This window comes from Streptomyces manipurensis (assembly GCF_049570255.1).
In the GTDB taxonomy this organism is placed as follows: domain Bacteria; phylum Actinomycetota; class Actinomycetes; order Streptomycetales; family Streptomycetaceae; genus Streptomyces; species Streptomyces manipurensis.
This window is the reverse complement of sequence record NZ_CP186950.1, coordinates 7591759-7618596: the sequence shown is the minus strand read 5'-3', so window position 1 is coordinate 7618596 and position 26838 is coordinate 7591759. Positions and strand designations below refer to the sequence as shown.

At 74.4% G+C, this 26838-nt stretch carries 25 protein-coding genes and 2 pseudogenes; 15 read left to right on the top strand and 12 right to left on the bottom strand.

The genetic code is table 11. From position 1 onward, the window contains the following. Window positions 1–386: 386 nt before the first annotated feature. The 4 genes from ACPU2J_RS34750 (at window position 387) to ACPU2J_RS34735 (ending at window position 3356) form a co-directional block, all read left to right on the top strand. Window positions 387–575 (top strand): hypothetical protein, encoded by a 189-nt coding sequence (locus ACPU2J_RS34750; RefSeq protein WP_423834858.1) that lies wholly within the window; start codon window positions 387–389, stop codon window positions 573–575. A gap of 138 nt (window positions 576–713) precedes the next feature. Beyond that, entirely contained in the window at window positions 714–1646 is a 933-nt protein-coding gene (locus ACPU2J_RS34745) for an alpha/beta fold hydrolase (protein ID WP_423834857.1), read from the top strand. A 106-nt stretch (window positions 1647–1752) separates the two neighbouring features. Next, window positions 1753–2577, top strand: a complete 825-nt coding sequence (locus ACPU2J_RS34740; RefSeq protein WP_420078098.1) for a peptidoglycan recognition protein family protein — start codon at window positions 1753–1755, stop codon at window positions 2575–2577. Between the two features lie 170 nt (window positions 2578–2747). Then, window positions 2748–3356: a response regulator transcription factor gene (locus ACPU2J_RS34735; RefSeq protein WP_361606992.1), complete on the top strand. Its 609-nt coding sequence runs from the start codon at window positions 2748–2750 to the stop codon at window positions 3354–3356. Between the two features lie 22 nt (window positions 3357–3378). Here ACPU2J_RS34735 and ACPU2J_RS34730 read toward each other — a convergent pair whose 3' ends face one another. From ACPU2J_RS34730 to lanKC, 4 genes are all read right to left on the bottom strand, one after another. Next, window positions 3379–5172 carry an ATP-binding cassette domain-containing protein gene (locus ACPU2J_RS34730; RefSeq protein WP_423834856.1) on the bottom strand — a complete coding sequence of 598 codons (1794 nt, stop codon included), beginning with the start codon at window positions 5170–5172 and terminating at the stop codon, window positions 3379–3381. Beyond that, complete coding sequence (locus ACPU2J_RS34725) at window positions 5169–6995, bottom strand: ATP-binding cassette domain-containing protein (protein ID WP_423834855.1); 1827 nt, start codon at window positions 6993–6995, stop codon at window positions 5169–5171. The genes ACPU2J_RS34730 and ACPU2J_RS34725 overlap by 4 nt, the downstream gene beginning before the upstream one ends. A 71-nt stretch (window positions 6996–7066) precedes the next feature. After that, window positions 7067–7201 (bottom strand): SapB/AmfS family lanthipeptide, encoded by a 135-nt coding sequence (locus tag ACPU2J_RS34720; protein WP_361606983.1) that lies wholly within the window; start codon window positions 7199–7201, stop codon window positions 7067–7069. Continuing rightward, complete coding sequence (gene lanKC / locus ACPU2J_RS34715; RefSeq protein ID WP_423834854.1) at window positions 7198–9921, bottom strand: class III lanthionine synthetase LanKC; 2724 nt, start codon at window positions 9919–9921, stop codon at window positions 7198–7200. Before lanKC ends, ACPU2J_RS34720 begins: the two co-directional genes overlap by 4 nt. A 216-nt stretch (window positions 9922–10137) precedes the next feature. On the opposite strand from lanKC, the gene ACPU2J_RS34710 reads away from it, so the two are divergent. The 3 genes from ACPU2J_RS34710 to ACPU2J_RS34700 all read left to right on the top strand — a co-directional run bounded on the left by ACPU2J_RS34710 (window position 10138) and on the right by ACPU2J_RS34700 (window position 12450). Further along, window positions 10138–10707 (top strand): NADPH-dependent FMN reductase, encoded by a 570-nt coding sequence (locus tag ACPU2J_RS34710; protein ID WP_420078102.1) that lies wholly within the window; start codon window positions 10138–10140, stop codon window positions 10705–10707. A gap of 135 nt (window positions 10708–10842) precedes the next feature. Then, on the top strand, window positions 10843–11673 hold the full coding sequence (locus ACPU2J_RS34705; RefSeq protein ID WP_423834853.1) for a class I SAM-dependent methyltransferase: 831 nt from the start codon (window positions 10843–10845) through the stop codon (window positions 11671–11673). A gap of 273 nt (window positions 11674–11946) precedes the next feature. After that, window positions 11947–12450, top strand: a complete 504-nt coding sequence (locus tag ACPU2J_RS34700) for a lamin tail domain-containing protein (protein ID WP_420078104.1) — start codon at window positions 11947–11949, stop codon at window positions 12448–12450. 128 nt (window positions 12451–12578) lie between these two features. On the opposite strand, the gene ACPU2J_RS34695 is transcribed toward ACPU2J_RS34700, so the two are convergent. Then, window positions 12579–13922 (bottom strand): AMP-binding protein, encoded by a 1344-nt coding sequence (locus ACPU2J_RS34695; RefSeq protein WP_420078105.1) that lies wholly within the window; start codon window positions 13920–13922, stop codon window positions 12579–12581. A 259-nt stretch (window positions 13923–14181) separates the two neighbouring features. Here ACPU2J_RS34695 and ACPU2J_RS34690 point away from each other — a divergent pair, with 259 nt between their 5' ends. The 5 genes and pseudogenes from ACPU2J_RS34690 to ACPU2J_RS34670 all read left to right on the top strand — a co-directional run. Continuing rightward, window positions 14182–15858 carry an FAD-dependent oxidoreductase gene (locus ACPU2J_RS34690; protein ID WP_423834852.1) on the top strand — a complete coding sequence of 559 codons (1677 nt, stop codon included), beginning with the start codon at window positions 14182–14184 and terminating at the stop codon, window positions 15856–15858. Next, complete coding sequence (locus tag ACPU2J_RS34685) at window positions 15855–17342, top strand: ATP-binding protein (protein ID WP_423834851.1); 1488 nt, start codon at window positions 15855–15857, stop codon at window positions 17340–17342. The genes ACPU2J_RS34690 and ACPU2J_RS34685 overlap by 4 nt, the downstream gene beginning before the upstream one ends. Further along, a complete protein-coding gene (locus ACPU2J_RS34680) occupies window positions 17339–17692 on the top strand; it encodes a UBP-type zinc finger domain-containing protein (protein ID WP_423834850.1) in 354 nt (117 codons plus the stop codon). The genes ACPU2J_RS34685 and ACPU2J_RS34680 overlap by 4 nt, the downstream gene beginning before the upstream one ends. Window positions 17693–17826: 134 nt before the next feature. Further along, a complete protein-coding gene (locus tag ACPU2J_RS34675; protein ID WP_423834849.1) occupies window positions 17827–18258 on the top strand; it encodes a GNAT family N-acetyltransferase in 432 nt (143 codons plus the stop codon). Between the two features lie 32 nt (window positions 18259–18290). Then, window positions 18291–19175, top strand: a pseudogene (locus tag ACPU2J_RS34670) (IS630 family transposase); the annotation flags it as partial. 6 nt (window positions 19176–19181) lie between these two features. On the opposite strand, the gene ACPU2J_RS34665 reads toward ACPU2J_RS34670, so the two are convergent. Beyond that, window positions 19182–19994 (bottom strand): crotonase/enoyl-CoA hydratase family protein, encoded by an 813-nt coding sequence (locus ACPU2J_RS34665; protein ID WP_423834848.1) that lies wholly within the window; start codon window positions 19992–19994, stop codon window positions 19182–19184. A 214-nt stretch (window positions 19995–20208) separates the two neighbouring features. On the opposite strand from ACPU2J_RS34665, the gene ACPU2J_RS34660 reads away from it, so the two are divergent. Further along, window positions 20209–20991: a hypothetical protein gene (locus ACPU2J_RS34660; protein WP_420078110.1), complete on the top strand. Its 783-nt coding sequence runs from the start codon at window positions 20209–20211 to the stop codon at window positions 20989–20991. Between the two features lie 16 nt (window positions 20992–21007). On the opposite strand, the gene ACPU2J_RS34655 is transcribed toward ACPU2J_RS34660, so the two are convergent. Then, on the bottom strand, window positions 21008–21400 hold the full coding sequence (locus tag ACPU2J_RS34655; RefSeq protein WP_420078111.1) for a PRC-barrel domain containing protein: 393 nt from the start codon (window positions 21398–21400) through the stop codon (window positions 21008–21010). A 177-nt stretch (window positions 21401–21577) separates the two neighbouring features. On the opposite strand from ACPU2J_RS34655, the pseudogene ACPU2J_RS34650 reads away from it, so the two are divergent. Continuing rightward, window positions 21578–21865 (top strand): annotated as a pseudogene (locus ACPU2J_RS34650) (VOC family protein); the annotation flags it as partial. Window positions 21866–21935: 70 nt separating this feature from the next. Here the strand turns inward: ACPU2J_RS34650 and ACPU2J_RS34645 are convergent. From ACPU2J_RS34645 to ACPU2J_RS34630, 4 genes are all read right to left on the bottom strand, one after another. Further along, window positions 21936–22235, bottom strand: coding sequence for a hypothetical protein (locus ACPU2J_RS34645; protein WP_423834847.1), 300 nt, complete (start codon window positions 22233–22235; stop codon window positions 21936–21938). Between the two features lie 98 nt (window positions 22236–22333). Beyond that, window positions 22334–22813: a VOC family protein gene (locus ACPU2J_RS34640; RefSeq protein WP_420078112.1), complete on the bottom strand. Its 480-nt coding sequence runs from the start codon at window positions 22811–22813 to the stop codon at window positions 22334–22336. Window positions 22814–22967: 154 nt separating this feature from the next. Further along, window positions 22968–23543 carry a DUF2231 domain-containing protein gene (locus tag ACPU2J_RS34635; RefSeq protein WP_423834846.1) on the bottom strand — a complete coding sequence of 192 codons (576 nt, stop codon included), beginning with the start codon at window positions 23541–23543 and terminating at the stop codon, window positions 22968–22970. 9 nt (window positions 23544–23552) lie between these two features. Continuing rightward, window positions 23553–24191 carry a VanZ family protein gene (locus tag ACPU2J_RS34630; RefSeq protein WP_420078114.1) on the bottom strand — a complete coding sequence of 213 codons (639 nt, stop codon included), beginning with the start codon at window positions 24189–24191 and terminating at the stop codon, window positions 23553–23555. 162 nt (window positions 24192–24353) lie between these two features. Here ACPU2J_RS34630 and ACPU2J_RS34625 point away from each other — a divergent pair, with 162 nt between their 5' ends. Further along, window positions 24354–25751 carry a hypothetical protein gene (locus ACPU2J_RS34625; protein ID WP_423834845.1) on the top strand — a complete coding sequence of 466 codons (1398 nt, stop codon included), beginning with the start codon at window positions 24354–24356 and terminating at the stop codon, window positions 25749–25751. 84 nt (window positions 25752–25835) lie between these two features. Here the strand turns inward: ACPU2J_RS34625 and ACPU2J_RS34620 are convergent, their stop codons facing one another. Beyond that, a complete protein-coding gene (locus ACPU2J_RS34620; protein WP_423834844.1) occupies window positions 25836–26810 on the bottom strand; it encodes an MBL fold metallo-hydrolase in 975 nt (324 codons plus the stop codon). Window positions 26811–26838 lie beyond the last annotated feature (28 nt).

The window sequence follows — 26838 nt, the reverse complement described above, 5'->3', positions numbered from 1 at the left end:
GGAGGAGCTCGACTTCGCCGCCCCTTACGAGGTGTTCTCGGCCGCCCGCTTCTTCACGGACCGGACGGTGGAGGTCCGTTACGTCGCCGCCTCCGGGCCCGGGTACGTACGGGACGCGCCTCGCCGTGGAGCACGGCTGGGACCCGCGGCAGGCCGACGTGCTCGTGGTGCCGGGTGGTGGGTACGCCCGGCGGGAGGACCCGGGGGTGTGGGCGGAGATGCGGCGGGGCACCCTGCCGCGGGCAACTGGAGGCGGCACCCCGGCCGGGGCTCACCGTCGCCGCGCTGTGCACGGGCGTCATGCTGCTGTCCGCCGCCGGGCTGACCCGCGGCCAGCCCTGCACGACCCACCACCGGGCGCGCCCGAGCTGGAGCGGCAGAGCGGTGTGCTGAAGAACGCCCGCGTGGTGGACGACGGCGACCTGGTGACGGCCGGTGGCATCACCTCGGGCCTGGAGCTCGCCCTGTGGCTGGTCCGGCGGGAACTGGGCGCCGACGCGGCGACGGGCCTGGAGACCATGCTGGAGTACGAGGCGCGCGGCGCGGTGTGGTCCCGCCCGGCCACGCCCCGCTGACCGAGCCGGGGCGAGCCGGGCGCCACGGGCCGGGCCGAGCCTGGCCGGGGCATCGGGGTGTCCGGAACCAGCCGGTCATGTCCGGGCCCGTGCCTAGGGTCTTGCTCATGCGTAACGTGAGTGGTGTGAGTGACATCGGTGACGCGGAGCGTCCCGGCGGGCGGTCACGGCGCGGGCTCCTGCGGGCAGCCGCCGCCGGGGCGGGAGCGGTCGCGGCGGTGGGGCGCTCCCGTCTTCGTGCTCGTCCACGGCTCCGGGAGCAACTCCTACGGGTGGAGCCCGGTCCTGCGGGAGCTGGGCCTGCGCGGGCACCGGGCGGTCGCGGTGGACCTGCCCGGACACGGGCCCGGCGCCTATTTCCCCGTCTCCTACCAGGCGCCGCAGGACCTGGAGCGGCTCGCCACGGAGCCCTCGCCGATCGGTGCCGTGACGCTGGCGGACTTCGCGGCCCACGTGGTGGGGACGGTGCGCGCCGCGCACCGCAGCGGTCCGGTCGTGCTGGTCGGCCAGAGCCTGGGCGGGGTCACGCTGAACGCGGTGGCCAACGAGGTGCCGGAGCTGATCTCCCACCTGGTGTACGCGTCCGCGTTCTGCCCCACGCGGCACCGCTCGGTCGTGGAGCTGATGACGACCCCGGAGGCCGCTTCCAGCGCCCTGTTCCGGATCCCCGGCTTCAGGACCCCTCCGGAACTGGGGGTCAACCGCGTCAACTGGCGTTCCGGCGACCCGGCGTTCTTCGCCGCGGTCAAGGAGGCACTGGCGGCCGACTGGTCGGACGCGGAGGTGCGCACGCTCCTGAACATCCTCGAACCGGACGAGTCGGCGGCCATCGGCGCCGCCGACGCCCGCGGGCTGCCCGGCCGGTGGGGGCGGGTGCCCCGTACGTACCTGCGCTTCGACGAGGACCGGGCCGTCCCGCCCGCCCTCCAGGACCTGATGATCCGTGAGGCGGACCTGACGACTCCCCACAACCGGTTCCGCGTACGGCCGCTGGCCGTGCCGCACATCGGTCCACGGGACGCGGGGGTGTGGGCGGACGAGCTGGAGCGGGTGGCACGTACGTGCGGCTGAGGTGACGCGGCCGGCCGGGGCCTGTCCGGCCCCGGTGCGGTGTGTCGGCGCGGCCCGTGCGGCGGGAGTCCCTTCAATGGGCACCCTCCTACGAAACGGGCAGTGAATGACCTTCCTCCTACGGCCCCGGCCCTCGGCGCCCGGAGCGTCGCAGTACAGCCGGCGGGCCCTCCTCACGGGCGGTTTCGCCCTGGCGGCCGGGGCGGCGCTGCCCCTCGCCGGGGCCGGGCGGGCGCAGGCCGCCGCCGTCCCGGACATCATCGGGTGCGCGACCTGGGGGGCGCGGGCAGCGTCCGAGGCGGTCGCCATCCTGGGCAACCGGCCCGAGCGGATCATCGTCCACCACACGGCGACGGCGAACGTGACGGACTACTCGCGGCAGCGCGCGTACGCCCTGGCCAAGGCGATCCAGACGTACCACATGGACGCCCAGGGCTGGATCGACACCGGCCAGCACTTCACGATCAGCCGCGGGGCCTTCGTGCTGGAGGGCCGCCACCACAGTCTGGCGGAACTGCGCGCGGGCACCCGCCAGGTGCGGGCGGCGCACTGCGTCGGGCAGAACACGCTCTCGATCGGCATCGAGAACGAGGGCACGTACACCTCGCTGGCCCCGCCCGCCGCGCAGTTCTCGGCGCTGGCGGACCTGTGCACGCACATCTGCGCGCAGTACGGTCTGCCGGCGTCGGAGATCTACGGCCACCGCGACTTCAACGCCACCTCCTGTCCGGGCGACCGTCTCTACGCGCTGCTGCCGACGCTCCGCAAGGAGGTCGCCACCCGGCTCGGGACCTCCTCGCAGGAGGTCGGTCCGGAGCCGGAGCCGGAGCCGGAGCACGTGCGCAACCCGGTGTGGGACCTGGTCGACCGGACCACGCAGGAGCAGGCCTCGGCCTTCCCCGAATACCTTCCGGCGCGTCTGCTGCCCTGACGGCGGGTGCCGGTTCCGGCGGTCCGGGAAGGAATCCGGCCGCCGGGACCTCCGTCATCCCGCCAAGTTGTGGTTGTGCGCCCCCACGCCCCCCGCGGTGACGTTCCGGAACGCCTGTGCCGGGGCAGCCGCGTGGTGCTGTCGGTTCGTCCACCGAGGAGGGGCACGCGATGACGAAGGTTCTCGTTCTGCACAGCGTCAGTCTGGTCAGGTCCGCGCTGGCCGCCCTGCTGAGATCCGAGGGGTCGTTCGAGGTCCGTTCGGCGGGCTGGCGCACGGCCGCGCGCGAAGCGGAGTCCTTACGGCCCGACGTGACGGTCGTGGACCTGGACTGTCCGGGGACCACGACCGTGCTGACCGGGGAGCGGCGTGCGAAGTGCCGGGGCGGGGTGGTGCCTTCCCCCATGCTGGTGCTCGCGTCGGCGGGGGCACCCGGGTCCCTGCACCGGGCCTTCCGGGCCGAGGCGCGCGGGTACGTGGACAAGGACGGTTCGCCCGGTCGTCTGGTCCGCGCTGTGCGGAAGGTCGCCGCGGGGGAACGTTTCGTCGACGCGTCGCTGGCGTCCGCCTTCATGCGGGCCGACCCCGTCCCGCTCAGTCCCCGCGAGGTCAGTGTGCTGGCCCGGGCCGCGGAGGGGGATTCCGTGGCCGAGATAGCCCGTACCCTCCACCTGGCGAGCGGGACGGTGCGCAACTACATCGCCGCGGCGACCCGCAAGACGGGCGCGCGCAACCTCATCGACGCGATCCGCATCTCGCGGCAGGAGGGCTGGGTCTGACCGCGGGCCCGGCCTTGCGGCCTCATCCGGTGGTGGGCGCCCCCCAGTGCCCCACGAGATCCCGGTACAGGGCCGAGCGGTACGGGAGTTCCGCGTGGGTGCCGCAGACGGCCCGGGCCCCGTCGAGTACGAGGACCCGGTCGGCGCGGGCCGCGGAGGAGACCCGGTGGGCCACGACGACGAGGGTGCCGGGGCGGTCCGCGAGCGCCCGCTCGGCGCGTTCCTCGGTCAGCGGGTCCAGGTGGCAGGTGGCCTCGTCGAGCAGCAGCAGCGGGGCCGGCGAGAGGTAGGCGGCGGCGAGGGCGAGGTGCTGGCCCTCCCCCCGGGACAGCAGCCGTGGGGACACCTCGGCGTCCAGGCCGCCCAGCCGCTCCAGCAGGTCGTGCAGGCCGAGGGCGTCGACGGCCCGGAGCAGCCGGGCGTCTTCCGGGGCGGCGGTCTCGGTGGTCGGGCAGAACAGGGTGAGGTTCTCCCGGACGGTCCCGGTGAACACGTAGGCCTGCTGCGGGAGGAGGGTCCGCCGCGGGTCGGGTCCGGGCGCTCCGGTGGGGCGGCGGGCGGGCGCTCCGGCCACGAGGACGCTCCCCTCGCCGGGGGGCAGCAGCCCGGCGAGCAGCGCGGTGAGGGTGGACTTGCCGATGCCGCTGGGCCCGACGACGGCGAGGTGCTCCCCCGGCCGCACCACGAGGTCGAGGCGGTCCAGTACGGGGGTCGCGCCGGGGCCGTAGGCGAAGGTGACGCCCCGCAGTTCGGCGGCGGCCGGCGCGGCCGTGCGGGGGCCGGGCGGGCCGGTGGGAGGGGTGGCGGGCGGCGCCGGGGGCGCGGGGGCGGCTCCCGAAGCCGGACCGGGCGGCGCCGGGTCGCAGAACCGCTCCAGGACGACCAGCAGCCGGGTTCCGGCCGAGCCGAGGGCCGTCATCAATGCGGCCAGTGCGGGCAGCAGCGCGGTGACCAGGTAGGTGAAGGCGCCGGCCAGGGTGCCGGCGGTCACTCCGCGGGCGAGCAGCCACGGCGTCGCGGCCAGCAGTGCGACCACCGGCAGCCGGCCCGCCGCGCCCAGGGCGAGGGTGCGCAGGGCGGCCCAGCGGGCGGTCCTGCGGGCGAGTGCCTCCTGAGCGGCGATCAGGGGCTCCACCCGGGCCCCGGCCGTCGGTGCGGCGCCGCAGGCGACGATGTCGCGCAGGGCGTGCGCCAGTTCGCCCACCCGGTCCGAGAGTGCCTCGTCGGTGTCCAGGGAGCTGCGCTGCACGGCGGCCAGCGGGCGGAGGGTGGCGAGGAAGGCGACGGCTCCCAGCAGGAGCGGGGGCAGTACGACGAGCAGCAGGACCGGGGCCAGCGCGGCCATGCCGGCGACGGCTCCGACGGCGGTGAAGACGAAGGAGCGGGCGGTGAGGACCAGCCCGGCGAAGGAGTCCCGGGCCATTTCCGTCTGCTGGGTCAGCCGGGAGACCGCGCCGCTGCCCGGCGCGCGCGCCGGGTCGGCGAGGGCCCGGTCCAGTGCCTGGCGCACGGCCCTGCGGACCAGGCCGTCGCGCAGGGGTTCCACCAGGTCGGCGAGGGCGTCGAAGACCCCCCGCAGGGCCCGTCCCCCGAGGAGCGCGCCCACTGCTGCGGCGGCCAGCCAGGCCAGTCCGGTGGTGGGGCTGCCCGCGAGGAAGCCGTCGTCGAGGGCGCGTGCCACGCCGTAGCCGCCGAGGAAGGTGTGCGCGGCCTCCAGCAGCGACCAGGCGGCGAGCCGGGCGAGGACGGTGGTGCGGGCCCGCAGGAAGCGGCGGCCTTCGGTCGCCACGCCCTGCCGGGCGGCGTGCTCGTTCACCGTGACGGCTCCTTCGCGCCCGGGTGTCGTGGTGCGGTGGGGGTCGTGGCCGGTTCCGCGGCGGCGAAGACCTCCCGGTAGCCGCGGTGGCTCCGCCACAGCTCCTCGTGCGTGCCGACGGCCCTCACCCGTCCGTGGTCGAGCCAGACGACGAGGTCGGCGCGGGCCGCGGAGGACAGCCGGTGCGCGACCACGATCCGGGTGCCGGGCCGGACCTCGTGGGCGAGGGCGCGTTCGACCTCGCGGGAGGTGACGGTGTCCAGGCTGGAGGTGGCGTCGTCGAGGACGAGGAGCCGGCCGGCGTGGCAGAACGCCCGGGCCAGGCCGAGGCGTTGGACTTCGCCGCCGGAGAGGGGGGTGTCGGCGAGACGGGTCGCGTAGCCGTGGGGCAGGCGGCTGACGAAGGGGTCCGCGCCCGCGGCGCGGGCGGCGGCCCGGACGGCCGCGGGGGCGGGGGCGGGGCCCGCGCCGAGGCCGATCGCGGCGGCGACCGTGTCGCCGACGAGCGCGGGCCGGTCGAAGGCGTAGCCGGCTTCGCGGCGCAGCTCCTCGGCCGCGAGGTCGCCCAGGGGGACGCCGTCCAGCAGGACCAGGCCCCGGTCGGGGTCGGTGAGCCGTCCCGCGACCGCAGCGAGCAGGGACTTGCCGGCGCCGGAGCGGCCCACCAGGGCCGCAGTGGTCCCGCCGGGGATCACCAGGCTGATGTCGTGGAGTACGGGCGATCCGCCGCGGACGACGTGGACGCCGCGCAGTTCCAGGGTGCCGGGGCCGCCGTCCGGCAGGCGTGCGCGGCCATGGCCGAGCGGGGGGAGGGCCAGCAGAGCCGCGGTGCGGCGGGCAGCCGCCCGGCTGCGGACGACGGCTGCCAGGGCCGCCGGTACGGCGCCCACTCCGGCGGCGAGGGCGGCGTAGCGCAGGACGGCCAGGAGTTCGCCGACGCCGATGGCCCCGGCGGCGAGCCGGATGCCGCCGACGGCGAGGACGGCGTAGAGGAGGAGGGGCATGAGGGTGGCGGAGCGGGCCGTGGTGCGGCCGTAGACCCGCCACATGCGCCGGCCCTCGGTGCCCAGTTCGGGCAGACCGGACAGGATCCGGGCGCGTTCGCGCGCGGCGGTTCCGGCGGCGGCGATGGTGCGCGCGCCTGCCATGGCCTCGGCGAGCCGTCCGGCGGTGTCGAGCTGGACCTGTTGGTAGCGGGCGACGCTGGTGTGGGTGTCGCGGGTGAAGGCGCGCAGCAGGAGGACCAGGAGGGGGAGGCCCAGCAGCAGGGCGAGTGCGGTCCACGGGTCGATGAGCAGGAGTGCGACGGCCGCTCCGGCGGGTGGCAGCAGTGCGGCGACGGCGTGGGCGGCCGCGGCCGGGCCCTTCCCGGCCTCGGCGGCGTGGGCGGTGAGCCGGGCGGCGGTCTCCCCCGGTGCGGAACGGGCCGCGTGGTGCGGGAAGGTGCCCAGGAGTCGGGCGAGTCCGAGTCGGCGCAGCCGGGCGGTGGAACGGCCGTCCACCTCGACGGTGAGGCGGGCGGCGGCCGCGTCCAGTGCCACGTCGGCCGCGATGACGGCGGCGCACAGGAGGGTCCAGGCGGGGCCGGCCGGGTCCCCGCGCAGCAGGAGGTCGAGGGCGTGGCCGAGGACGGCCGGTTCGGCGAGGGCCGCGGCGGCGCCCGCCAGCGTGCATCCGAGAACGGCCGCGGTGCGGCCCGCGCTGTGCCGGGCGGCGGCCACGAGGGCGCGGTCGGCGGTGCGGGCGAGTTCGGCATCGGCTGCCGGGGCCGACTGCGGGGCGGGCTCCCGGTCCGGGGCGGCGGCCGCGTCGGATGGGCTCATGGGGCGGTTGCCTCCAGGGGTGCGGGACGGGCCCGGGCGGTGGTCCGCCCGGGCCCTTCGGGATACCCCGGTCAGTTACAGGTGGTGATGCTCAGGCTGCTGTCACCACAGAGCAGCAGGCTGGCCCGGCTGCCGCCCCCCGTCATCGCGGCCTCGGTGGTCTCTTCCTTCGGGGTCTCCAGCGACTGCAGGTCAAGAAGCGTCATGTCGGGTTCTTCTCCTTCTGTCGTGTGGTGCGGTGGATCTCGGTCCCGGACGGGACCGGTTCTGGGGCCGCGGCGCGGTGGCGCGGCGGCGGGAGAAACGGCAGCTGGGCGCGCCCGCCGGGCGCGGCGCTGCCGAGGGCGAGGAGGACTCCGGCCGTGCCCGTGGTGAGGTCCATGGACAGGCGCATCATCTGTTCGCCAGGGAAGGCCAGATGGCCCTGGTAGGGCACGGCGTGCCGGGAGAGCGCCTCGATCTGGCGGGCGACGGCGCCGGGGCCGGTGTCCGGGCCCGGGGTGGTCGTCCGGGCCAGGTGCAGGATCATTCCGGCGGCGCCGCGCATCAGGCCGGGCTGGGCGTAGAAGGTGGCCTGGGCGGCCCGTACGATCTCGCGGCGGGCCTGTTCGAAGCGGTCGTCGGGGGCGTGCAGGAGCCAGTCGTCGAGGACCATGCCGATGCCGGCGCTGCCTTCGCCGAGGTACGGCATCGTGCGCCAGCCCTCGTCGACCTGGAGGGTGCCGTAGGCGCTGGTGACGCAGCGGTCGAGGTCGCGGTGGAGGGCCTGGGCGGCCTGGGCCAGCAGCTCCTTGTCCCCGGTGCGCTCGTAGAGCCGTACGAAGAGCAGGGCGGCTCCGGAGTTGCCGTACAGCAGCCCGGCGCGCCCCGGCCGGTGGCCGGGTCGGGCGAGGAGTTCCGCGCAGCGCAGGGCGGCGGCGTGCAGGGTGCTCTCGCCCCGGGCCGTGCCGAGGGCGTCGAGGGCCAGTCCGATGCCGGCGAGTCCGCCGTGGAGGTCGGGTCCGGTGCTCTCCCAGGGCTGGAGCAGCAGCCGGTCGGTGAGGGCGAGGGCCCGGTCGTGGTGTCCGAGGCGGTGCAGGGTCCAGGCGGTGCCTGCCAGGCCGTCGTAGAAGCCGAGCGGGGTGCCGGACAGTGGCCGGGCGGTGCGGTCGAGCAGCCATTCCTCGGCTTCGGGCCAGGGGCCGGCGCCGGTCTCCGCGAGGGCGTAGAGCACTCCGGCGATGCCGTGGCCGAAGGCGGTGCCTCCGCCGGCGGTCGCGAACTGGGCGATGTCGCCGGGGACGAACCGGTCCTCGCGGCCGGGGGTGGCGCTGGCGCGCAGTGCGGCGGTGAGCGAGGTGCGGGCGGCCGGCCAGTCGGCGGGGTCGGCGGGCAGGTACGGATCGGCGGGCGCGGTGCGGCCTGTGCCTGTGCCTGTGCCTGTGCCTGTGCCTGTGCCTGTGCCTGTGCCTGTGCCTGTGCCTGTGCCTGTGCCTGTGCCTGTGCCTGTGCCTGTGCCTGTGCCTGTGCCTGTGCCGGCGAGGATCTCCTGGACCGCCTCGTCGAGGAACTGCTGCGGCACGGGGAACTGTTCGGCGATGACGGCGGCGATGTGCGCGGCTTTGGCACGGTCCAGGACGAGCAGGCTGGTCAGCGGGAGGAAGAGGGCGAGCCGCAGGCAGGCGAGGGCGTAGCGGTCGACGGAGAAGCCGCGCCGCTCGGCCGGTGCGACGAAGGCGGGGTTGGCGACGGTCTGGCGCAGCCCCTCGTCGACGTGTGCGGCGGCTTCGAAGTCCAGAAGCGCGACGGTGGGTTCGCCGTTCTCGTCCTCCGCGACCATGATGTTGAAGAGGTGGAGGTCGTTGAAGACCACCCCGCGGGCATGCACGGCGTCGACGGCTTCGGTGACCCGCTGGTGGATCGTCAGGGCCCAGGTGGTGTAGGCGGCGAGCTCCGCCGGGTCGGGGTCGGCCTCGATGAGCGGGTGGCGGCGGGCGAAGTAGGTGTTGAGGGGTTTGCCCGGCAGGTGCTGCAGGACGAGGAAGCGGTGGTCGCCGACGTCGAAGGTCCCGCGCACGGCCGGTACGCAGTCGAGCCCGTCCAGCCGTTCCAGCGCGGCCCGTTCGCGCTCGAGCCGGGTGACGGCGTCGGCTCCGTCGGCCGCGAGTCCGGCGTGGGGGCGGGCCTCCTTGAGGACCACGTTCTCGCCGGTGCGGGTGTCCTTGCCGGTGTAGACGCCGCCGCCGTTGGAGAAGTGCAGGGCCCGCTCCACCGTGAAGGGGAGGCCGGCGAGGGTGACGGCCGAACGCGCCGCGAGGTGGGGCTCCAGGAAGGCGGGCACCTCGAGCCATTCGGGCAGGTGGAAGGCGGGGCCGCGGCGGTCCGGTACGAGGCGTCCGTCGGGGGTCTCGACGGCGGGCACCAGTTCGCCGTGCTCGTCGTAGCAGTGGCGCAGGGTGAAGCTGCCGTAGCGCAGGTGGACCGGTCCGGCTCCCCAGCGCAGGTCGCTGAGGATGTACGGGCCGGCCGCGCCGGCGAGGGCGGTGTCGAGGTCCTCGGCGACGGTGCGGCACTGCTCCTCGTCGGCCGGGTAGACGGTGATGAACTTGCCGCTGGCCGCGCGGTCGGCGTACTTGGCATTGCGCAGGTGCAGCAGGTACCGGCTCGGGATGAACTTGAAGGCGATCCGCCGGGCCGTGCAGTAGTCGTGGACGGTCGTCAGGGTCCCCTCGGCGTTGTCGAGGGTGGCCGAGACGTGGATCTTCCAGCCCTGGGAGGGGAGTTCGGCACCTTCGGGCCGCAGGGCCAGCCAGTCGCCGGTGCGGTGCGTGCGCCATCCCTCGGGGGCGGGGGCGAGGGCGGCGGGGTAGCTCTCCCCGGCCCGCAGGTACGGCGCGTCGTAGAACCAGCGGTCGGCGTCGCAGTAGGCGGCGTACCCCTTGTTCACTCCTGCTCCCTCGGTCGGCGGCAGACCCGAAGGTGTCACGGCGGGCGGGGGCGGCGACAGTCACCTGCGTCACTCGTGGGATGTGCAGTACTCACGAGTCACAAGCCGGGGGCGCGGGGTTCGCGGCCGGGGGCGCGAGGTGCGTGGACGGCGGTCCCGCGGCCGCGGACCAGGCGGAGTTGACCTCAACCGCACTTGAGGCAATAGACCTGGTGCATGACTTCCGCACTGCGTATCGCACTTGTCGTCGCCAGCACCCGGGAGGGCCGCTTCGGCCCCGTCGTCGCCCGCTGGTTCGAGTCCGTCTCCGCGGCCCGCGCCGACATCGAACTCGACACCCTCGACCTCCTCGACGCCGATCTCCCCGCCCACTGGACCACCGATCTGGCTCCCCGCACCCGGGCGTTCGTGCAGCGTCTGGCCGACGCGGACGGCTTCGTGATCCTGACCCCCGAGTACAACCACTCCTTCCCCGCCTCCCTGAAGCAGGCGATCGACATCGCCGGGCCGGTCTGGACCCGCAAGCCGGTCGGCTTCGTCTCCTACGGCGGGCTCTCCGGCGGCCTGCGCGCCGTCGAGCAGCTGCGTCCGGTCCTCGCCGAGCTGCACGCCACGACCATCCGCGAAACGGTCAGCTTCCACCGCTTCCCGTTCGGCGACGACGGCCGGCCGCTCGACGGGGACGGTGCAGCACAGGCGGCCGCGGCCATGACCGACGACCTCGTGTGGTGGGCGGACGCCCTGCGGACCGCGCGGCTGCGTGACGCGGTCCCCGTCGGTTCCTGAGCCCGCTCGCCGGGCGCTTCCCGGGCCCCGGCCGATACTGGAGTGACGGGACCCTCCGGCGGTGGTCCCGGCCCGTGCCGGGCACTGCCGGCGGGCCCACCCGGCCCGTTGCGCGCAGGGAGGCGGTGGCCAGCCGTGTACCCACCTGTTCCGGCCGGCCCCGGCCGGTACGGCAAGACGGTCTTCCCTCCGGGGCAGGCCGGCGAGGACGAGCGGATCGACCTCGGAGCCCTCGCCTACGACGACGTCTCCCTCGCACGGATGCGGGAGCTGGGCGCGGGGCCCGGCTGGCGCTGTCTCGACGTGGGGGCCGGCACGGGCAGCGTGGCACGGCGCCTCCTCGACGAGCTCCGGGTGGACGGCGTGCTGGCGGTGGACCGCGACGTCCGCTTCCTCGCCGCCCACCCGCGGTCCGGGCTGGAGGTCCTGGAGGCGGACGTCTGCGAACCGGGCTTCGACCCCGGGCGCTTCCACCTGGTCCATGCCCGTTTCGTACTGATGCACCTGCCCGCCCGCCGGGAGCTGATGGCCCGGCTGGCCGGGCTGCTCGCTCCGGGTGGGGTGCTGGTGCTGAGCGACGCGGCCGACCTGACGACGGACGCGGTCCCGGGGAGCCCGTACACCGTGGCCGTGCAGGCCATGTGGCAGGGGCTGCGCGACACCATCGGCACCGACGTCTCCTGGGTGCCCCGCTACCCGGAGCTGCTGCGGGACCTGGGGCTGGTCTCCACGGCGGCCGAGCTGTACGTGCCGCCCCTCGTGCCGGGCAGTCCCATCAGCCGTTTCTGGGCGGAGACCTGGGACCGCGCCCGTGAGGCGATGACGGCCACCGGGCTGGTGGACGAGGCGGGCGTCGACGCGGCGATCCGGTACCTCGGCTCCCCCGACTGCGCGGCGATGTCGCCCGGGATGATCACCGCTTGGGGCAGCCGGCCCGCGGCCGGCGACGCTGTGACGAGCGGCTGAACCCGTTCGGCCGAAGCGCCGCCGCGGCGGCGGCCCGGGGGAAGCCGGGTGGCACCGGGGCCGCACGCGGTCGCGGTCAACCCCGCTTTGACCGGTGCCCGGTACAGGCGAGCGTCACGGAAATATCCGCATGGGGCAACACGGGCAGATCTGGTGGCTTTCGTGGATGGGGGGGCGCCAGAGTGTGCCTGCCCGGCCGGACGCCGGGAACCGTTCGAAGCCGCCGCCCGGGGCCCCGTCCCCCGGCGGGGCCCATCGTGAAGGGTTGTGCCCATGACCGTCTCTGCCACCACGCGCCGTACCCTCGCCGCCGTCCTGGCCGCCGGAACCCTCACCGTCGCGGCGGCCGTCCCGGCCTCCGCCGACGACCGGCGCGGTGACCACCGGCGCGACCACCGCGGGTCGCAGTCCCTCGTGATCAGCGACGTCCGGCACGACGCCGGCGGCCGCGGCGACCGGTCCAACCGCGCGCTCAACGGCGAGTGGGTGGAGATCCGGAACAACGGACGCCACGGCGTCGACCTGAGCGGGTTCACCCTCAGCGACCGCGACGGCAACCGCTACCGCTTCTCCGGCTTCCGCCTCGACGGCCGCTCCAGCGTCCGCGTGCACACCGGGCAGGGCCGCAACACCCAGCGTGACGTCTACCAGAACCGCCGTCAGCAGATCTGGGACCGGAACGACACGGCGACCCTGCGCGACCGTCGCGGCAACCTCGTCGACAGTGACTCCTGGGGCAACCGTGACAACCGCGGCCGGCGCGACGGCGGCCGCTGACCCCGTCCGGGCGCCCCTGTGGCGACCCGGCCCCGCATAGGGCGGCGTGCCGCGGCGACCTGCCGCGGCACGCCGCCCTCGTGTGACGGGAGTGCGGTTCGGCCCGTGGGGGTTCGGCCCGTGCCGGTTCAGCCCTCCAGGAGCAGCCGCTTCTGTGGCTTGCCCATCGCGTTGCGCGGGATCGACGCGACGAAGCGGACCTCCCGGGGCCGCTTGTGCGCCGACAGGTGCGCGGCGACGAAGTCGGTGAGCTCTCCCCCGGTGACCCCCTGCGCCACGACGAACGCGACGATCCGCTGGCCCAGGTCGGTGTCCGGGACGCCGACCACGGCGGCCTCGCTGACCCGGGGGTGGTCCAGCAGGGCGTTCTCCACCTCGCCCGCGCCGATCCGGTACCCGCCCGACTTGATCAGGTCCGTCGAGGCCCGGCCGACGATCCGGTGTGTGCCGTCGCTCTCGTCGACGGCGGCGATGTCGCCCGTGCGGAACCATCCGTCAGGGGTGTGGGCGGCGGCGGTCGCCTCGGGCCGGCCCAGGTAGCCGGCGAACAACGTCGGCCCGGTGAGCTGGAGTTCGCCGATCTCGGCTCCCGGCTCCGCCGCGATGCGGGTGGTGATGCCCGGGAGCGGCGTGCCGACCGTACCGGGGTGGGCCGGGCCTCCGGCGCGGCCGCTGACCGTGATCAGCGTCTCGGTCATCCCGTACCGCTCCACGACGCGGTGCCCGCTGAGCCGTTCCATGTCCCGGAAGACCGGCGCGGGCAGGGCCGCGCTGCCCGACACCAGCAGCCGGGCTCCGGCGAGCGCCGCCGCGGACCGCGGATCGGCGGCGACGCGGGACCACACCGTCGGCACCCCGAAGTACAGGCTGCCGCCCGCCGCCGCGTACGCCTGCGGGCTCGGCCGGCCGGTGTGCACGAGCCGGCTCCCGGTGCGCAGGGCACCCAGTACGCCGAGGACGAGCCCGTGGACGTGGAACAGCGGCAGTCCGTGCACCAGGGTGTCGTCCGCGTCCCACTGCCAGGCTCCGGCCAGCGCGTCCAGGTCCGCGGCGATCGCCGACCCGGTGAGGACCACGCCCTTGGGCGGGCCCGTCGTACCCGAGGTGTAGAGGATCAGGGCGGCGCCGTCCGACCCGGGCGGCGGGAGCTCCGGACCGGCGGCGGACCGCCGGGCGAAGTCCACCTCGACGACGCGGGCCCCGGAGTCCCGCAGGATGTGGCCCCGCTCCGCGGGTCCCGCGTCGGGCGGCAGTGGGACGCACGGCACACCGGCGAGGAGGCCGCCGACCACGGCCGCCACGGTCTCCAGGGATGCCGTCGCGTCCACGGCGAACGCCGTCGTCCCGGTATCCGCCAGATCGCGGGCCACCGCGCGGGCGGCGCCGAGCAACTCCTCGTAGGACGTGCTGCGGCCCGCGACGGACACCGCGTCCGCGCGGTCCCCGAAGGCACCCGTCAAGGCGGTCAACACAGCGGCAACTCCGTTCGGCGGCACGCGATCAGTACGGCCACCCTACGGGGGTCCCGGGCGGCCCGATCCGGTCACCCTCCGTCCCCGTCCGGCGACCGCGAGCGGTCGCACTTGACCGAGAGCGAACCGCCCTGCACCCGCAGCGCACGGTCCGCCGCGCCCTGGGGCGGACCCGGACGATCGAACATACGATGGGCGGGAAAACGGCGCGGGCCGGTCCTCCGTGCCCGCCCACGACACCCGGGGTGGAGACGTACGCATGACTCAGGCCGCCGACGCAGCGCGGACCGTCATCCTGACCGTGGACGACGATCCGGGGGTTTCCCGGGCGATCGCCCGTGACCTGCGGCGCCGCTACGGCGCCGGATACCGGATCGTGCGCGCGGAGTCCGGCGAATCCGCCCTGGAGGCGCTGCGCGAGCTGAAGCTGCGGGGCGATCTGGTGGCGGTGATCCTCGCCGACTACCGCATGCCGCAGATGAACGGCATCGACTTCCTCGAACAGGCCCTGGGGGTGTATCCGGGGGCGCGGCGCGTGCTGCTGACCGCGTACGCCGACACCAACGCGGCGATCGACGCGATCAACGTGGTCGACCTCGACCACTACCTCCTCAAGCCGTGGGACCCGCCGGAGGAGAAGCTCTACCCGGTCGTCGACGACCTGCTCACGGCCTGGCGTTCGAGCGACTACCGGCCGGTGCCCGCCACGAAGGTGGTCGGCCACCGCTGGTCGGCGCGGTCCTCGCACGTACGGGAGTTCCTGGCGCGCAACCAGGTGCCGTACCGCTGGTACTCCTCCGACGAGCCCGAGGGGCAGCGGCTGCTGGAGGCCGCGGGCGCGGACGGGAAGCGGCTCCCCCTGGTCATCACGCCGGAGGGCACCGCGCTGGTCGAGCCGGAGGCGGCCGAGCTGGCCGCCCACGTGGGGCTCGCGACCACTCCGGCCGCGGACTTCTACGACCTGGTCGTCATCGGCGGCGGCCCGGCCGGTCTCGGCGCCGCCGTGTACGGGGCCTCCGAGGGGCTGCGGACGGTGCTGGTGGAGCGGTCGGCGACCGGCGGGCAGGCCGGCCAGAGTTCCCGCATCGAGAACTACCTCGGCTTCCCGGACGGCGTGTCCGGTGCCCAGCTGACCGAGCGGGCCCGCAGGCAGGCGGGCCGGTTCGGCGCGGAGATCCTCACCGCGCGCGAGGTGACGGGCCTGGAGGCGAACGGCGCGGCGCGCGTCGTCCGCTTCTCCGACGGGTCGGCGATCGCGGCGCACAGCGTCATCCTGGCGACGGGCGTGTCCTACCGGCAGTTGCGGGCCCCCGGCTGTGACTCCCTCACCGGCTGCGGGGTGTACTACGGCTCCTCGCTCACCGAGGCCGCCTCCTGCCAGGGGCAGGACGTCTACATCGTCGGCGGCGCCAACTCCGCCGGCCAGGCGGCGATGTACCTGGCGCGCGGCGCGAAGTCGGTGACGCTGCTGGTGCGCGGGGAGTCGCTGGCGGCGTCGATGTCGTACTACCTGATCCAGCAGATCGAGGACGCGCCGAACATCAGGGTGCGCACCCGCACCGTGGTGGAGGAGGCGCACGGCGACGGGCACCTGGAGCAGCTGACGCTGCGCGACGTGGACAGCGGCTCGACGGAACTCGTCGATGCCCAGTGGATGTTCGTGTTCATCGGCGCGGCTCCGCTGACCGACTGGCTGGACGGGACGGTGCTGCGCGACGAGCACGGCTTCATCCTCGCCGGGCCGGACCTGACGGCGGACGGGAGTCCGCCCGGCGAGTGGGGGCTGGACCGCGCGCCGTACCACCTGGAGACCAATGTTCCCGGCGTGTTCGTGGCGGGTGACGCCCGCTCGCAGTCCGCGAAGCGGGTCGCGTCGGCCGTCGGAGAGGGAGCCATGGCCGTGATGCTCGTCCACCGGTACCTGGAGCAGTCATGAGCGGGCAGGTCATGCCCTGCAGCCCGCAGGAGATCGCCTCGCTGTTCCTGTTCGAGAAGCTGACGCCGGAGCAGCTCGGGCGGCTCTGCGGGGAGGGGCGCGTGGAGCGGTTCGAGGAGGGCCCGGTGTACACCGAGGGCGATCCGGCCACCTGCTTCTACGTGATGATCGAGGGCACCGTCGTCCTGTCCCGGCGGGTCGGCGGGGACGACGTCGAGGTGAGCCGCACCTCCCAGCGGGGGGTGTACGCGGGGGCGATGCAGGCCTACCTGGGCGACCGGGTGCCGCAGACGTACACCAACTCGATGCGGGTGACCGAGCGGACGCGCTTCTTCGTGCTGCCCGCGCAGTCGTTCGCGGACATCATGCGCGAGTGGTTCCCGATGGCCGCGCACCTGCTGGAGGGTCTCTTCTTCGGTTCGAAGAACACCCAGCGGGCGATCGGGCAGCGCGAACGGCTGCTGGCGCTGGGTTCGTTGTCCGCGGGGCTGACCCACGAGCTGAACAACCCGGCCGCGGCCGCCGTCCGGGCCACGGCCACGCTGCGCGAGCGGGTGGGGAAGATGCGGCACAAGCTGGCCCACATCTCGCAGGGCCAGTTCTCCCGCGAGTCCATCGCGGACCTGATCGAGATCCAGGAGCGTACGGTCGAGCGGGTGGCCAAGGCGACGGCGCTGAGCCCGCTGGAGGCCTCGGACCGGGAGGACGAGCTGTCCGACTGGCTCGACGACCACGGGATCGTGGAGGGCTGGCGGATCGCGCCGACGTTCGTGCAGGCCGGACTGGACACGGACTGGCTGGACCAGGTCGCGGCGTCCGTGTCCGAGGACCTCCTGCCGGGGGCGATCGGCTGGCTCAACTACACCGTCGAGACCGAGCTGTTGATGGACGAGATCGACGACTCCACCAGCCGCATCTCCCACCTCGTGGACGCGGCCAAGCAGTACTCGCAACTCGACCGCGCTCCCCACCGGGTCGTCGACGTCCACGAACTCCTGGACAGCACCCTGCTGATGCTGTCCGGCAAGATCGGCTCCAACGTGCGCGTGGTCAAGGACTACGACCGGTCCGTGCCGCCGGTGCCGGCCTATCCGGCGGAGCTCAACCAGGTGTGGACGAACCTGATCGACAACGCGGTGTTCGCCATCGGGAGCACCGGCCGCGACGGCACGCTGACGGTGCGCACGGCCCGGGAGGGCGACCGGCTCCTGGTGGAGTTCCGCGACACCGGGCCGGGCATCCCGGCGGACATCCGCAGCCGCATCTTCGACCCCTTCTTCACCACCAAGCCGGTCGGGGAGGGCACCGGACTCGGCCTGGACATCTCCTGGCGGATCGTCGTGAGCAAGCACCACGGCAGCCTCCAGGTGGAGTCCGAGCCGGGCGACACCCGCTTCCAGGTGCTGCTGCCGCTGACCGCGCCCGAGCCCGGGCCCGCGTCCGATTCCGCATCCGTCCACGACACCGCCGAGGAGACCGCATGACCGACATCGACGGCATCGCCCCGGGCGTCCCGCCCTCCGGCTCCGGCTGCACCGACTGCGACGCGGTGGGCGGCTGGTGGTTCCACCTGCGGCGCTGCGCGCAGTGCGGCCACGTCGGCTGCTGCGACTCCTCGCCGGCCCAGCACGCCACGGCGCACTGGAAGTCCAGCGGCCATCCGCTGGTCCAGAGCTTCGAGCCGGGCGAGGAGTGGTTCTGGAACTACGACACGAACGCCCTGTACGACGCGGGGCCGGAGCTGGCTCCCCCCGGCGCCCGCCCGGCGGACCAGCCGGCTCCTGGACCGGCCGGCCGGGTCCCGGCGGACTGGACCCGTCAGCTGCACCGCTGACCGGGGCCGGTTCCCGTAGTTCCCCTATGCTGCCCGGATGGTGACCGTACGGGCGATGACCGGGACCGACATCGAGGCCGTCTCCGCGATCCGGGTGACCGGGTGGCGGACGGCGTACGGCGTACGCCGGGATCGTGCCGCGGACCTGGCTGGAGCGCATGACCGTCGAGGAGGACGCCCGCGAGCGCAGGCGGCGCTTCGCGAGCGCCCCCGGCGGCGTGTACGACCTCGTGGCGGTCGACGCGCGCGGGGCGGTCGTCGGCTGGGCCTGTCTGGGGCCCGGCCCTGACGAGGGGGCCGGTACGGGTACGCGTACGGGCGAGCTGTACGCCCTGTACGTGCTGCCCGCCCTCGTCGGATCCGGCGTCGGCCGCGCCCTGATCGAGGCCGTGCACGCGCGAGCCCGCGAGCTGGGCCTCGGCCGGCTGCTGCTGTGGGTCCTGGAGGACAACGCCCGGGCGCGCCGCTTCTACGAACGGGCCGGCTACGCGGCGGACGGCGCCGTGCAGGCGGACGAGTACGACGGGGTGTCCCTGCCCGAGGTGCGCTACCGCCTGGCCCTCTAGTCTTCTGAGTCGGGAATTCTGTTCAGATGGCAAGGTTTGTCGAGCATCGGATCGCCGGCCTGGGCGACATGCCACGTTCGGGTGGCCCCCGGTCGGTCACGGACGAGCAGGTGGCCGCGCTGGTCGCCCGGACGCTGGAGTCCGCCCCGAAGAACGCGACGCACTGGTCGACACGGTCGATGGCGAAGGAGACAGGCCTGTCGCAGTCGACGGTCTCGCGGATCTGGCGGGCCTTCGGCCTGCAGCCTCACCGCTCGGAGACTTTCAAGCTGTCCACCGACCCGTACTTCATCGACAAGGTCCACGACGTCGTCGGGCTCTACCTGGACCCGCCCGAGCGGGCACTGGTCTTCTGCGTGGACGGGAAGTCGCAGATCCAGGCCCTGGACCGCTCGCAGCCCGCCCTGCCGATGATGCCCGGCGTCCCGCAAAGGGTCACGCACGGCCATGTCCGCGCCGGCACCACCACCCTCTTCGCCGCCCTCGAGGTCGCCACCGGCAAGGTGATCGGCTCACTCCACCGCCGCCACCGCGCTGAGGAGTTCAAGAAGTTCCTCACCAAACTCGACAAGGAAGTACCGACCGGTCTCGAGGTCCACCTGGTGCTGGACAACCACGCCACCCACAAGACCCCGGCGATCAAGACCTGGCTGCTGGCCCACCCCCGGTTCCACCTGCACTTCACACCGACCGGATCGTCCTGGCTCAACCTGGTGGAACGCCGGTTCGCCGAGCTGACGAACAAGCAGATACGCCGAGGCGTCCACAAGAGCGTCCAGGCCCTGGAACAAGACATCCGGGCCTGGATCGCAGCATGGAACACCGACCCCAAGCCCTATATCTGGACCAAGACCGCGGACGAGATCCTCGAACGCCTCGCCTCATATCTGAACAGAATTCCCGACTCAGAAGACTAGGTCCTGTCAGCCGGTGAAGGAGCCGTGCCGGCCGGCGCCGCCCGCGAACCGGGCGGCCCCGTCCCGGGTCTCTCCCGCGGTGAGCGGGACGAGACCGTGGCGGTACTCCCCGGCGAGCGCCTCGGCCTCGGTCAGGCCGTGCTGTTCGCGGACGGAGAGCCGGTCGTGTCGCAGGCACAGCTGCGGGAAGGCCGCGATCTCGTGCGCCAGCCGTTCGGCGGCGCGGCGCGACTCCCCGTGCGGCACGAGCCGGTTGACCAGCCCCATGACGTGCGCCTCGTCGGCCCCGACCGGGCGGCCGGTGAGGATCAGGTCCATCGCGCGGCTCTCGCCGATCAGGCGCGGCAGGCGCACCGTCCCGCCGTCGACGAGCGGGACGCCCCAGCGGCGGCAGAACACCCCGAACGTCGCGTCCTCCTCGGCGACCCTCAGGTCGCACCAGAGGGCCAGTTCGAGTCCGCCCGCGACCGCGTGCCCGGCGATCGCGGCGATCACCGGCTTGGTCAGGCGCAGTCGTGTGGGTCCCATGGGGCCGTCCCCCTCGGGCAGGACCCGGTTGCCGCGGTCGGTGCCGACGGCCTTGAGGTCGGCGCCCGCGCAGAAGGTGCCGCCCTCGCCCCACAGGACCGCCACCGAGGCCTCGGGGTCCGCCTCGAAGGCGCGGAAGGCGTCGGCGAGCCGGGCCGCGGTCGGACCGTCGACGGCGTTCCTGGCTTCCGGGCGGCTGAGGATCACCGTACGGACGGGACCCTCGCCCTCGGTCCGGACGGACTCGGGGCGGGCGGGGACCGTCCCCCGGGGCTCGGCGGTCGTGGGCACTGGGGAACTCCGGGGGTCGGGTGCCGCGGTGACACGGGCTGCGGTGCGGGCACCACTCTGCACGATCCGGAGGCCCGGCACGAGGGGGCCGTGCGGGCCCGGACGGATCCCCTCCTGCGCCTTCCCCGGAGCGGGCCTACGCTGATCAGGTGACCGGACGCCCCGGAGGCCGTGACCGATGCCCCGCGGAGACGTCCGGAGGAGGTGATGCCGGATGTCCGCACCCAGGGCACCCAGGGCGCGCACCGCGCCCAAGGCGGCCAGGGCCGCCGCGGCCCGCCGCACGGCCGCCGGAACCGTCTGTCTGATCGTGTGCGCGGCCCTCGGCGCGGGAACCGCGGCGGCCGACGACAACGGCCTCGCCGGGAAGAGCGCCCAGGACATCGCCGACGCCTCCCGCAAGGCGATGGCGGACCTCACGTCCATGCGCATGGTGGCCAAGGTGTCCGACAAGAACGGCACCACCGGCCTGGACCTTCGCTTCGACGAGGCCGGCGACTGCGTGGGCACCGTCACCGCTCCCGGCGGGGCGGGCAAGGCCAGTGTCATCAAGCGGGGCGACGACGTGTGGATGAAACTGGACGACGACCTGCTGCGCTCCCAGGTGCCCCCGGCCGCCGCGGACGACGCGGTCGCGCTGATCAACGGCCGCTATCTGCACGGCACGACGAGCAGCCCGCTGCTGAGCGACTTCGCCGACTTCTGCGACCTCGACTTCTTCCGGGAGGAGTTCTCCGCGAAGCCGGCGGACGCGAGTCTGCAGAAGGGGGCGCGGACCACCGTCGACGGCCGCCCCGCCATCACGGTGAGCAGCACGGGCGACGGCAAGTCCGGGGTGTTCGCGGTCTCCACCGAGGACCAGCCGTACCTGCTGCGGATCCAGGGGTCCGACACCTCCGGGGAGCGGGTGGACGCCACCTTCTCCGCCTTCGACGAGCCCGTGTCGGCGAAGCCGCCGCCCGCGTCCGACTCGGTGGACCTGTCGAAGCTGCTGTGAGCACCCGGCGGCAGCGTCAGATGATGGGGCGGCCCATCGAACCCAGCGAGCCGGTGACGCCGTAGTACTTGCTGAGTTCCTGGCGGTAGTCCGGGTCGCGCAGGTGGTTGTCGTGGTGGAACTCCGGTGCCGCCTTGATCTGTTCCTTGGTGCGCTCCACGTGGATCGTCTTGTTCTCCCGGTCCACTGCGGTGATCGTCCCGGCCGGGAGCAGGACCTCCTTGCCGAAGATCCACACTCCGGTGTCGACCACCAGATAGGCGTCCTGCACCTCGTGGGAGTGCTTGTCCACCTTGCCGATGTGGCCGTCGGTGGCCTCCACCCGGTAGCCCGTCAGGTCCTCGCCCGTGGGGTGGACGATGCCGGACCGGTAGGCCCACATGTCGTCGTTGGCGTTGGCGTTGCTCATGTCTCAGCTCCTCCGTGGAACCCGAACTGTCCTTACGGCACGCGCATGCCCCGTCCCCGGCGGCTCACGCACCCGGGTCCGGCGTCGTCCGGCATGTGGGACGGCTCCGGGCCGGGGGCTGGGGCCGGCGGCCGGTGTCAGGCTGGGGTCACGGCGACCTCCGGAAGGGAAACAGTCATGATCACCACCGACTTCGTGCCGGGATCCCCCTGCTGGCTGGACCTGGGAGCCCCTGGCGTCCCCGCCGCCGCGGCCTCCTACCGCTCCGTGCTCGGCTGGGAGTACGCGTCCATGGGCGAGGGCGGGGACGTGGAGGTGGGGGACATGGAGGGCGGGATGTTCCGCAAGGACGGCAGGACCGTCGCGGGGCTCGGCCAACTCACCGAGGAGGGGGCCCGTTCGGCCTGGATGATCTACTACGGGGTGGCCGACGCGGACGCCACGACGGCCGCGGTCGAGCGCGCCGTCCTCCTGGCCCCCTCCTAGCCCGGCCGGCACGGCAGGCCTGGGGCGCCGGCCGGGGGCCACGTCCGGGTCAGCCGTGGTCGGGGTGGGGGGCCGCGACGGTCGCCCGGGTCCACGCATAGGCCATGACGGGGAATCCGAGGTCGTGCAGCAGCAGACGGGCGGTCCTGACGTCCACGTCCGCACCGGCGGCCGCGGCGAGGGCTCCGACGTAGTGCAGGCCGCCGCCGACCAGCGCGTACCAGGAGTGGTGGAGCGCGGTGCTGCCGTGGACGGGGGTGAGGCGGGACGCCGCGGCTTCGATCTGCTCGCGGTGCACGGTGCGGGCGACGCCCCGGACGGTGACCTCGACGGTGACGGGCTGGGACACGGAGGCACCTCTCGGGACGCGACGGCGGGAAGGTCGTAGCGGTCCGCGCGGACGGACCACAGCCGTGGCGCAGTGTGCCATCCCGGAGGGGGTGCCCGTCACGGGTGCCGGCGGAGCTCCGGGCGGGGTGCGGGGAGGGCGACGAGTTCGATCTCGAAGGCGTCTTCGTTCTCCAGGTAGGCGGCGTAGGTCCGCTCGCCCCCGGCGTGCGGGTGCAGATCGGGGAACAGCAGCGTCCATCCGTGCCGCCGGGCCAGGGTCACCAGAGTCTCGACCGTGTCGGCGTCCTCGACGTGGAAGGCCAGGTGGTTCAGGCCCGGTCGGCAGCGGTCGTGGCGGTCTGCGGTGAGGGCAGGGGAGCGTTCGAAGACCAGGTAGGTGGCTCCGAGCCGCCAGCTGCGTCCGCCGTCCCAGCTCTGGAACGGCGTGTACCCCAGAGCTTCCAGGAGCGGGCCGAAGGAATCTGCGGCCCGGTCGATGTCGGGCACCCAGATCTCCACGTGGTGGAGCATCCCGTGCCCCGGCCGGTCCGCGCCGTGACCGGCGGTGCCGTGGCCGTCTTCGTCCTCCGCCGGCATTCCGGCCCCCTCGTCGGTCGTGCCCTTACGTACGGGGGCGGCCCCCGCCGCCCGCGGACGGTATGTCACGCGAAAGGGTTCCGGAGCGCCGCCCGCGGCACAGCCTACGGGCGGCCCGGTTCACCGGAGTACCGCCCGCGCCGCCCCTCCCCCGTCACGCCGCGGTACGCGCTCCCAGGGCCCGGCGGTGGGCGATGTGGCCGCCGAGCGCGCCGGTGACGGCCACCGCCGCCAGACCGGCCAGCGACCACAGGCGGCCCTTCCCGGGGCGGCCCCCGAGGCGGGCCGCCAGGGAGACCGCGTAGCAGCCGACCGCGGCGGCGTTCGACACGGCGTGGGCCAGTCCCACCCGGGCCTCCTCGGGCGGCAGGTCGGCCCAGTCCACCCATCCGGTGACCGCCGCCGGCGCCACACCGGCGAGCCCCACGGCGATGAGGGTGGTGGTGGCCCGCCGCGTACCCGGTACGACCTCCAGCACGGCGGCCGAGAGCCAGCAGCCGACCGGCACCTGCACCAGCACCGGGTGCAGCGGGTGGCCGATCGGGCCGCCGCGCAGGAGGTCCCGTACGTCACCCAGCGGGATGGACCGCACCAGCCGTTGCAGGGCCCGCACCGCGGGGTCCGCGACGGTGGTCCTCTCGAGCCGGTCCAGGGTCTTCAGCCAGCCCGCCGAGGTGGCGGCCGACGCCGTGACCACCTTCGTGCGGGCACTGTGAGCGTGAGGGTTCATGCACGTCGCCTACCCGGCGGCCGCCTTGCCCTCCACCACGGTGTCGGCCGAATGGCGGGGCGCCGGGACCTCCTGCCGACGGCGCGTCAGGCGGTGCCACCAGTGGTGGCGGCGCGGGTGCACGGCCCGCCCCAGCCGGCGGCCGACCAGCAGATAGCCGAGCAGGGCGCCGGAGGTGTTGAGGATGACGTCGTCGATGTCGAAGACCCGGCCGGTGACCAGGGCTCCCTGGGTGAGCTCGACCAGGGTCATCAGACAGACCGTCACGACGGCCACCCTGAGCAGCCCGCGTGCCGGAGGCAGCAGCACGGGCAGCAGGAGGCCGAAGGGGACCCCCAGCAGCAGGTTCCCGCCCAGCTGGCGGGCGGCTTCGAGGGTCGACGCCCCCTCCAGGTAGGCGTTGATCGAATGGCCGGGCCGTACGTTGCTGTGGACGAGGGCCACCGAGGCGGCGGACGGTTCCAGCGTCAGCCGGGCCAGGACCACGCTGAACAGGACGGTCCCGAAGAAGGCGGCCACCATGGCGAGCGCCCGTACGGCCGGATGCACCGGCGGCCGCCCGGCCCCGACGACGGCCTCGCTCCGTTCCGCCGGCGCGTCGGACGCGTCCGGCCCTTCACCGCGCCACCGCGCGAATCTCGATGTCATGCGGGCGCGTGTACCCCCGCCTTGGCCGGCTACCCGTGCTCCGGCCGCGGCCCGCCGGACGCGTGCGCGCGGCGTCCGACGCTCCCTCAGAGGGGCCTTCGGAGCGGCCTCGTGCGTGCCCCGGTCACCGGGGTGTCGGTGGCTCCCCCTACTCTGCGGGACATGATCGAGGGGGAATGCGCCGCGCCCGCACCGGGTGCGCTCGCCGAAAAGGTCGCGGCCGTGCTGGCCGACCGCCGTGATCCCGGTGTGGTCACGTACGAACGCCTGCTCAACGCGGTGGTGGGCCACTGTCATACGGACCGCGAGGCGCTGGCCGCCGCGCTCGGCGGGATACCGCGCGAGCAGCGGGTGCGTCCGCACCGCGCGGTGTGGTCCGTCGGGGCTCTGGTGGCCGCCGCGGTGGGGCCGGTGCGGGCCGAGGAGTACTGGGAGAACGCCGGAGGGGGCTGGCTGGAGCTGTGCCAGCACGTGGCCCTGGACTACGTCGCGGACGCCCGGACGGTCGAGGTGACCGCGCGCGTGCGGACCGGGGACACGGTGCCGTTCCTGCTGTCCGCCCCGAGCCGGGCGACGGGTGCGGTGGAGCCGCACGACCTGGTGCGGCGGCTCGCGGAGTACGCGCGGCTCGGGGTGCGGCCGGGGCCGGCGGACCTGGGACAGGCCCTGCTGCGCTGCGGAGGACCCGTCGATCCCGCAGCCGTCCGGGCGGCCGAGCGGCTGGGGACGGATGAGGCACCGCGGGTGGCCGACTGGCTGCGCGGGGGCGGCCTGCCGCAGCCGGTGTGGTGGCGGGACCGCGAGTCGGGTGCGGCGGAACGTCCGAGCAGGCGGCGCGGGGCGCGGGCCGGCCGCCGGATCCTGGTCGGACATGAGGCGATCGAGGGCCGGGGCGCGTTCCCCCGCCGGTTCTGGTCGCTGTTCCGGACGTTCGAGCCGCAGATCGGCTGCGCGCACGCCTCGATGCCGGACGACCGGGACGCGCACACGGTCGCCGTGCTGCCGTGGCATCCGGAGATCGCCGCGGCGCGCCTGCTGACGGGCGTCGCGTCCGCGGCGGACCAGAACGGCCCCGGCGCCCCGGGCTTCCTGGAGGCGCTGGCCGCGGCGGACGGTCCGGCCGGACCGGCCGTGCACCTCGCCGTGGCCTACGGGCTCGCGTCGGCGCCCGAGCGGGACCGGGAGGAGGCCGTGCGAGCGCTGGTCCGGCTGGGTGCGCGGGGCGCACTGGACGGGGAACTGCTGGGGCGCGAACTCGTCGAACTGGTCGGGCTGGGCACCCTGAAGGCCACCCTGCTGGGCGAGTCGCTGCGCACGGCCGTCGCGGCCCCGCAGGGCGCTCCGGCGGTGTGGGCGGTGCTGGCTCCCGCCCTGCCGGGCCTGCTGGCGTGCACGCCCGCGCAGGTGCACGGCCTGCTGCTGGGCGTCGCGGCGGACGCCGCGCACCTGTCGGGTGCGCGCGGCGCCCTGCCCGAGGTGACGGCGCTGGCGCAACGGCCGGGCTCCTCGCGGCTGCTGAAGGAGGCCCGGCGGCTGCGGGACACCCTGGCCGCCGGCTGAGCCGGCGGAACCCGTGGGTCCCGCCGACCCGGTGGCACGGCGTCCCGGTGTGGCGCGGCGGACGGTGCCGGCCGCCGTGCCCCGTCAGGCCCGGGAGGCGCCGTGCTGGTGCTGCTCGGGCAGCCGGCTGTCCGGGTGCACCCACAGCAGCACGTTGTCGGGCTTGTCCTCGCCGAAGAAGGCGAGGACCTCGCGGTCGGAGTGGCGCAGGCTGAAGTGGGTGAGCACGAAGAGGGTCTCGGGGTGCGCCTCGACCACCGGCTTCAGACGGCTCCAGACGGTGTGTCCCACCCGGTCGGCCCGCTCCAGTTCGGCGTCGTCGAGGTAGGTGCACTCGGTGATCACCACCGGGTAGTCGAAGAGCCAGGGGTTGTCCGCGAAGACGCTCACGTGGGTGTCGCCGAGGAAGGCGAACAACGGCTTGTCCACCTCGTGCTCGACCTCGGCGCCCTCCTTGCGCCGCTGCGCGAGGAAGTGCCCGAACTCCGCTCCGCCGCGGCCCTGTTCGGCGTATCGGCGCCTGAGCTCCTCGTACTCGGGCAGCAGGGTCCGGCGGCGTTCGGCGAAGGCGTACCCCACGCACGGCACCTTGTGGACGCATTCCACCACGCGCACGCGGTGGCCGCGGCGCCCGAACGTGAACTCGTCGCCCCCGCGCACCCCGTGGAGGCGGCAGTTCGCGGCGAGGGCCGGGTCGTAGGCGGTGCCGTGGTTGAGCTCGGCGGACGCCCGCAGGAAGGTCTCCACGTACGGGACGGCCGCGGCGGGCAGGTGGACGTCCACCCCGGCGGGCCTCGCCGCCAGGTAGTCGAGGTCCTTGGAGTGGTCGTGGTGGGTGTGGGTCAGGAAGACGGTCTCGGGCTGCCGGCCCTCGGCGAGCCCCGCGTCGAGCGCGCACCGCAGTTCCGGCACGTGGAAGAAGGTCTTGTCATTGGCGCGTGAGTACCCGGTGAGCGTGAGCTCGGTCCCGGGTATGCGCCAGGTCTTCCACTGGCGGAAGGGATGCCCGTCTTCCAGCCGGCCGGGATGGGCGGGTGTCCGCGAGGGGGCCTGTGTCATCGGTGCCTCCGTCGGGCCGCCTTGATCG